General features: G+C 65.7%; 6 protein-coding genes and 1 pseudogene. All 7 read right to left on the reverse strand.

Features of this window, described 5'->3' with window-relative positions; all coding sequences use genetic code 11:
• Positions 1-39 precede the first annotated feature (39 nt).
• Positions 40-525: a hypothetical protein gene (locus tag HV826_RS19375; RefSeq protein WP_176418518.1), complete on the reverse strand. Its 486-nt coding sequence runs from the start codon at positions 523-525 to the stop codon at positions 40-42.
• Positions 522-980, reverse strand: coding sequence for a hypothetical protein (locus HV826_RS19380; protein ID WP_176418519.1), 459 nt, complete (start codon positions 978-980; stop codon positions 522-524). The genes HV826_RS19375 and HV826_RS19380 overlap by 4 nt, the downstream gene beginning before the upstream one ends.
• Positions 977-2473: a fused MFS/spermidine synthase gene (locus HV826_RS19385; protein WP_176418520.1), complete on the reverse strand. Its 1497-nt coding sequence runs from the start codon at positions 2471-2473 to the stop codon at positions 977-979. Before HV826_RS19385 ends, HV826_RS19380 begins: the two co-directional genes overlap by 4 nt.
• A gap of 112 nt (positions 2474-2585) precedes the next feature.
• A complete protein-coding gene (locus HV826_RS19390) occupies positions 2586-3410 on the reverse strand; it encodes a hypothetical protein (protein ID WP_176418521.1) in 825 nt (274 codons plus the stop codon).
• Positions 3411-3435: 25 nt separating this feature from the next.
• Positions 3436-3549, reverse strand: a pseudogene (locus HV826_RS19395) (aminomethyl transferase family protein); the annotation flags it as partial.
• Between the two features lie 90 nt (positions 3550-3639).
• Positions 3640-5325 (reverse strand): ATP-binding protein, encoded by a 1686-nt coding sequence (locus tag HV826_RS19400; protein WP_176418522.1) that lies wholly within the window; start codon positions 5323-5325, stop codon positions 3640-3642.
• A gap of 292 nt (positions 5326-5617) precedes the next feature.
• Positions 5618-6758 (reverse strand): IS66 family transposase (tnpC, locus tag HV826_RS19405; RefSeq protein ID WP_176418523.1); only part of this gene is annotated, 1141 nt, incomplete at its 5' end.

Here is a 6758-nt window from a genome sequence, read left to right on the forward strand (position 1 = left end):
GTGGGTGCTGGGCGGCGTGGGCGCTGGCCGCCGGGGTGCTCAGCGCGGGGTGAGCACGGCCTCGCAGGCGTGCACCTGCTCGTTGCCGAGGTCCGCCTCGCGCGCGGTGCACTTCAGCCGGAGGACCTCGCCCTCGCGCAGGACTTCACACGCGCGGTTGACCTCGACCGCCGTGCCGTTGCCCGCGTCGGCGGGCGGGGTTCCTCCGTCGGTGCTCAAGGTGATGACGACGTTCGTATCCGCCAGGTACCAGTTGTCGCCCTGGAGGATGTCCACCGTGCCCGCGTAGACAGCTCCCCTGGTGGGCAGCCCCGTGCGCTCCTCCACCGCCACGTCGAGGCGGCAGTCGTCTTGAGGGGTGCTCACCTGGAGGAGGCCCGGCGCTCCGCAGGTGTTGTGGCCCACGTCGAAGGTGACGCTCTGGGCGGGCTGGTAGCAGTCCTTCCCTCCCGAGTCCGCGACGAGCAGCACCGCCGTGGTGGCGAGCGCGGCGGTGGCCGCGAGGTTCATCAGGATGACTTTCACGCGTTGACTCCAGTGGGGGACGAGGCGGGGAGGCACGGCGGTTCGCGGGTGGTGGCGCGGCTGTAGCGCACCGCCACCCAGACGAGCGGCAAGGTGACGAGGTCGGTGGGGTCGGCCCAGGCGCGGAAGCTCCGGATGCCGAGCGGCACGCCCAGGGGCCGCAGCAGCGCACAGAAGAGGTCCGCGGCGGGCTGGGAGACTTTGAGCGCGGTGTAGAGGCACACGGTGAAGACCGCGCCCACGGCCACCCGGCGCGCCCTGGGCCAGCGCGTCACCAGCGCCAGCAGCGCGGACACGTAGAGCGGCAGGAAGAAGCAGATGGCGACGTCGGACAGCTTGCCGGTGAGGGCGTTGTGGAAGGCGGGCTTGAGCCAGCGGTCATTCACCGCCATCAGCGCCACCGCGCACAGGGGCAGCGGCGCGAGGAACTCCGGCATGCCGGGCAGGCGCTTCATTGGAGCCGCTTCCCGCTCGACAGGGCCCGCAGGAGGATGGCGTCCGTGAGCAGCTCCACCGGGGCCAGGTCGTCCGTCAGCGGCTCACCCGCGGGCACCGGCTTCAGCTCTCCGGCCACGCGCTCCGCCAGCGGGCGCAGCGAGGCGGGCAGTGACGGTGTGCGCTCCGCGAGCCGCTCCGCGAGCCCCGGGGCTCCGGCGAAGAGCAGCGTGTTGCTGTGGTTGCGCGCGTCGGCGGCCCGGACCTCTGGGAAGACGGTGGCCAGCGTGGCGCCCACGGCCTCCACCACCGCGCGCTCCTGCGCGTAGCGCCCCACGTTGAAGCAGGCCACGCCACCGGGCCTCAGGCGGGCGGCCACGGCGGAGGTGAACTCGCGCGTCGTCAGGTGGAAGGGGACGTAAGGGAAGCGGAACGCGTCGACCAGGATGACGTCGTACTGGCGGGTGTCGCGCGTGAGGAAGGCGCGCGCGTCTCCCACGTGGACCTCCACCTCGGAGGGCAGGTCGAAGTGCGCACGGCCCAGCCGCACCACCTCCGCGTCCAGCTCCACGCCCACCACCTCCACGCCCGGGTACGTCTCCCGCAGGCCCCTGGCGCTCGTGCCCGCGCCCAGACCCAGGACCAGCACCCGGGGCGCTCGTGGCGCTGTCTGGGCCATGGCGGGGACCAGCAGGTAGTGCCCGAAGACCTCTCCGCGCACCGGCAGGCCGGGCCGGTGGACGCTCTGCACCGCGTAGCCCTCATCGAAGACGAGCGAGCGGGTGCCGTGTTCGTCCTTCACCACCTGGATGAAGGCATAGGGGGACTCGGCCACCTCCACGGCCTGGGGGCCGCGGGGCAGGGCGTGGACGCCCAAGGCCAGCGCCACCACGGGCACGCCCACCGCGGGCAGCCGCCACCGCCACCCCAGGCGCCAGGAGGCCGTGAGCCCCAGCGCCGCCGCGAAGAGCGCCATGGTGCGCGCGGTGCCCAGCAGCGGCAGCACGACGAAGGCCGCCAGCAGCGTCCCGGTGATGCTGCCCACCGTGGACGCGGAAGACAGCCGTCCGGCATGCGCGCCCGCTGACGCCACGCCCGCCAGCCCCACGCGCAGCACGTAGGGCCCCACCGCGCCCAGCACCAGCAGGGGCGGCACCGCCACCACCAGCAGCAAGGCCACGCGGCCCAATCCCTCCACGGGGCGCCCCCCCAGCACCGCGGCCGTGGCGCCGGGCAGCAGCGCCCGCGCGAGGAAGGGCAGCAGGGCCAGGGCGAGCGCACTGAGGCAGAGCGCGCTCAGCAGCGGCGTCAGGCGCCCCGAGCGGTCCGCCACGTGGCCTCCCCACCGCGCGCCCAACGCGAGCCCACCCAGGACCAGGGAGATGAGCGCGGCCCAGACGGGCGTGCTGCTGCCGAAGTAGGGCGCCATCAGTCGTGACGCCGCCATCTCCGACGCCATGACCGTCATGCCGGTGATGAAGGACAGCCATGTCAGCGAAGGCGTGGGGCGCATGCTCGGACGCCTGCGTCAGCAAGGTCCGTTCCAGCGAGAAGCCCTCGAAATGATTGATGCGGAGGGACCGCAACGGCAGGGGCACCATGACAGGCGTGCCAGGGGCGGCGAGCTATCGGGTGGCGACGCCCCGGCGCCTCCGGGCGGCGGCGACCGTCAGCAGCAGCACCGCGAGGGGAACGCCCAGCACCGCCGGCCACAGCCAGAGCGGCTCGCCGCCGTGGATGACGGCGCGGAGCTCGCGGCCCTCGGCGGGGGCGTCCATCAGCTCCGCGAGGTTGAGCTTCCACTCCACGGTGTCCTTCTGCTCGTTCACCGTGCCGTTCGTCTCGCCGATGCCAGGGCCGTGGATGCGGAGGGTGAGGCGGTTGTTGACGAGCATGGCCTTCACCATGCTCTTCGCCAGCTCCTGGGCGGCCTGCTCCGCGGCGTCGTCACCGATGCCGGCCGGCGCGGCGAAGGCCTTCTCCGGGTTGAAGCGCTGGGTGTAGACGTAGTCCCCGCCCTGGCGCTCGATGCGGACGTCCCACGCATCCTTCGGCGACGACGGTTGGCCCTTGCCGTGCTGTTCGGCGGCGCGGCGGTAGAGCTCCGGGAGCCGGGTGACGTCCTTCACCGTCACGTCGTAGACGAGATGGACCTGACCCTCCTTCTCGTAGTCCCGGAGCATCACCTGGGAGACCTCCGGGGCCTGGCGCAGCGCCTGCTCGGCTTCGCGCGCCTTCGCGAGCAGCGCCTCCTTGGCGTTCGAATCGCCGCCCAGCCGCGCCAGGGCCGTCAATGACTTGGGCATCCCCATGTCGACGACCAGCCGCGCCGAACCGCCTGGCTCGATCCAGAGGTCCTGCTCGACGTTGAAGCAGCCCGTCAGGAAGAGGGACAGCGCCGCGAGCAGCAGCGCGGGGCGAAGCAGGGTGCTCGGTGAGCCAGGGGACATGGCTCACCAGTATGCTGGGACTGTTTCACGCAGAGAAGGGGAGGGACGCCACCTTCACCGTGGTGGGGCCCGCCGCCAGGGTCAGCTCGGTGCCCGGCTCCAGCGAGTCCCGGTGTACGTAGCCCAGGGCCACCCGCTCAGCATGCATCAGAAATGTGCTTGCGAGTGACGCCCTATCTCGGGATGGCCATTTCAAAGGCCATCCCGTTTGAGGTGACTGTTAGGGACGTCAGTTTGCAATTGTGATGTGTTGTTCGACTTGCTGTAGGTATATCTGTAGCTTCTTGAGGCAGTAGTCTGCCACTTCGTTTGGTTGTTTGTTGTTTGTGAAGTGGAATTCAATGTTGATGTGGCGACGTGTATCTTTGGGATCGATGCGGATATCCGGAATGACGTTGGGTATCCAGGGGTGTGGCTTGCTGACTTCTAGTGCGTCAAACTCGGATCGAAGCTTGTCTTCGATGAGATTGGCAATTGCTGCATTGAGAATGGAGTCGTGTCCTCGTTCGGTCGAGAGCCATTTGTTGATGGCGCTAAAAGATGGCTCTGCTTTGTTGATGGCCTCATGGCCTGGTCCGCTCTTCCGTTTGCCAACTAGAGGAGGATGGCCTGCGAGTTGGCGGAATAGAGGGGTTGATTCGAAGTATTTCTTGGCTCTGTGTTTTTGTGTCCAGTTCTTTGAGCCGCCATTGTCTAGGACAATCTGGCGCACTGCGGAGTTGGGCGGACTGTATGCTGCAATGGCTGCGACCATGCAGTTGGTTGGGATGTATAGGATTCGTGTGCGGATAACGCCATTGATGGCCATCTGTAGCTTGCGGGCGTTCCAGAAACCTGCGCGCTGCGTGCCTTTGACGTATTCGTAGAGGGCGTCGTGATTGGCAAGCCAAGCATCTTCGATGGTGTCGCCTCGTCTTGCAAACATCTTCACGACTTCTTCGGCCTTGGCGTGGCAGATGACGAACCAAACTTCTGAAAATTTTGGAATTTTGGCTATGGCGCCTTTGAGGAATCCGGACTTTTCGTTCCAGGTTTCGCGAGTCAGTTCAAGGTATCTTCGAATCGTCTGGTCTGATCTTGTTCTTGTCTTTATTTTCGTCAGTGCTTCTTCGAGGTCGCCCCGCGTGAGGCCGAAGTCTGTAATTGGCCGCCCATTGTTGGAGACGCCGATCGTGGTTTCTGCGATGCTGACGTAGCGTTCAATGGGCGGGCCCGAGAAACGATGGAGTTCCTCGCCACGTGTGAACATTGTGCCAGAAACGCCTTCGGAATAACGAATCATCTTGTTGGCGTCGTCAATGCTTACGACCGGCCAGAGAATCAACAACGGAGCGTTTCGGAGAATTCCATTCAGGGTTCGATAGAAACCTTTGACTGCTTCGTCAGGATAATCGTCAAGGCTTTCGAGATAATCAAGAACCAGGGCTGTTGGTCCAAGATCTCGTTCTTTGGCGGCCTGCTGTGCTGCCTCGTTGATTACCTTGAGGATTTCTGTCAGACCTGTCGGTGGTAGGTGTGTTGAGGTGTTGATGTGTATTATCTTGCGAAGGCCAATGTGTTTTCGCCAGCTGAGTGATTCGATGAAAGTGGATTTTCCGCTTCCTGGTTCTCCGTAGATAAATAGGATTTTTCCGCTTTGTTTTGCTCGGATGAGGTGTTGGATTATTTTCTCTTCCTCTGATTCAAGAGGGACGACGAAATCCATGAGTTTTTGGACGAGACTCTCCTGCGAAAAAAGACTGGTAACCTCTTCATATGTGACGGGTAGGTTGAGATGCGTTGCCGTGTACTCGTTTGCGGCCGGCATTTGTGGCTCAATGGCGGAGTTGGACTCGGTCTTGTTGATTCGATTGACAGATGGCTTCTTGGTTGCGGTGGTCTTCTTGCGCTTGCTCGATGGCGACTTGGTAGGCATGCCTCTATGATAGGGTACTTGTGCGCTTCGGGATATACTGTGCTGCTCCTGGTCGAGCGCGCAGTTTGCGTGTTGGAAGGGGCCCGAGTTTACATGGGGGTGCTGAACTACCCACTCCTGAAGGGCTGGGTCAGGCCTTCGCCTACCTGCGCAAGCACTGGCAGAAGCTGACCCTCTTCCTGTGCGAGGAGGGCCCCCTCTGGACAAAAGTAACCGTCCGGTGGACGTCGTGCCAGGAGGCTTGATGACGGACGAGGACCGTGTTCGGCGCGCGCCTCGACGAGCGAGCTGTTCAGTGACTGAGCTGGAGGAGCGAATCGGGCGGGTCGGCGGCGCGTCGCCGCTTCCACTCGTGGGGTAGCAGCTCACCGATGCGCGAGTTGGGGTGTGTCTGCACGCGCAGCAGGACGTCCGCGAGATACGTCTCGGGGTTGACGCCGTTGGCCTCGCAGGAAGCCACCAGGGCGTAGAGTCCGGCGAGATTCTCCCCCGCTGCCTCGTGGCCGACGAATAGAAAGTTTTTACGGCCCAGGGCGGCTTTCCGTAGCGCCGATTCCGAGCGGTTGTTGTCGAGAGGCAGGCGCTCATTCTCCACGAAGCGCGTGAGGGCCTCCCACTGCTTCAGCGCGTAGGAGATGGCCTGGCCCAGTGGACTCTTGGGCGGGTGACGCGGTGCCTGGGCTTCAAGCCAGACGCGCAGCCCGGCGAGGACGGGGGCGCTGTGCACCTGGCGCAGCTCGCGGTGGGCCGCGGTGCGCACCACGTCCGCCTCTCGCGCCTGGGCCTCCACCCGGTAGAGTTCGAGGATGAAGTCCAGGGCTTCACGCGCCTCGGGCGCGGTGGCCAGCGCGTCGAAGAAGCGGCGACGCACATGGGCCCAGCAGCCGACGCGCACCCGGCCCTGCGGCAGCGTCACCGCGTTGTAGCCGGTGTAGGCGTCCACCACGAGGGCGCCCGCGGTGCCACCCAGGACTTCCTTCGGCGTCTTGCTGGCGCGGCCCATGCTGAAGCGGTAGCCGATGAGCCACTCGCCCGCGTCATTCCGGGTGAGGAAAGTCCAGAGGTAGCCCAGCTTCGTCTTCTTCACGTCCAGCACGCGCAGCGGCGTCTCGTCCGCCCACACCACGTCCGCCGAGGCAATGCATTGCAAGAGGTGCTGGGAGAGGGGCAGTAGCACCGAGGCGGCTTGGTGGAAGAGGTCCGTCAGGGTGCTGCGACTCATGGGCACGCCGCTTCGCTCCACCCGCTGGGCCAGCCGGTGCAGCGGCATGGCGTCCGCGCACTTCGACGTCACCACGTGCGCGATGAAGCCGGGGCCGTACTCGCCCCTGTCCACCACCCTGGCTGGAGGCGGGGCAGTGACGACGCCCCGGCCGCACGTGCACGCCAGCACTTCCTGCACGTGCACCTGCTTCTCAAAGCGGGCGGGCACG

Origin of the sequence: Myxococcus sp. AM010 (assembly GCF_013372585.1) — a bacterium.
Lineage (GTDB): Bacteria > Myxococcota > Myxococcia > Myxococcales > Myxococcaceae > Myxococcus > Myxococcus vastator.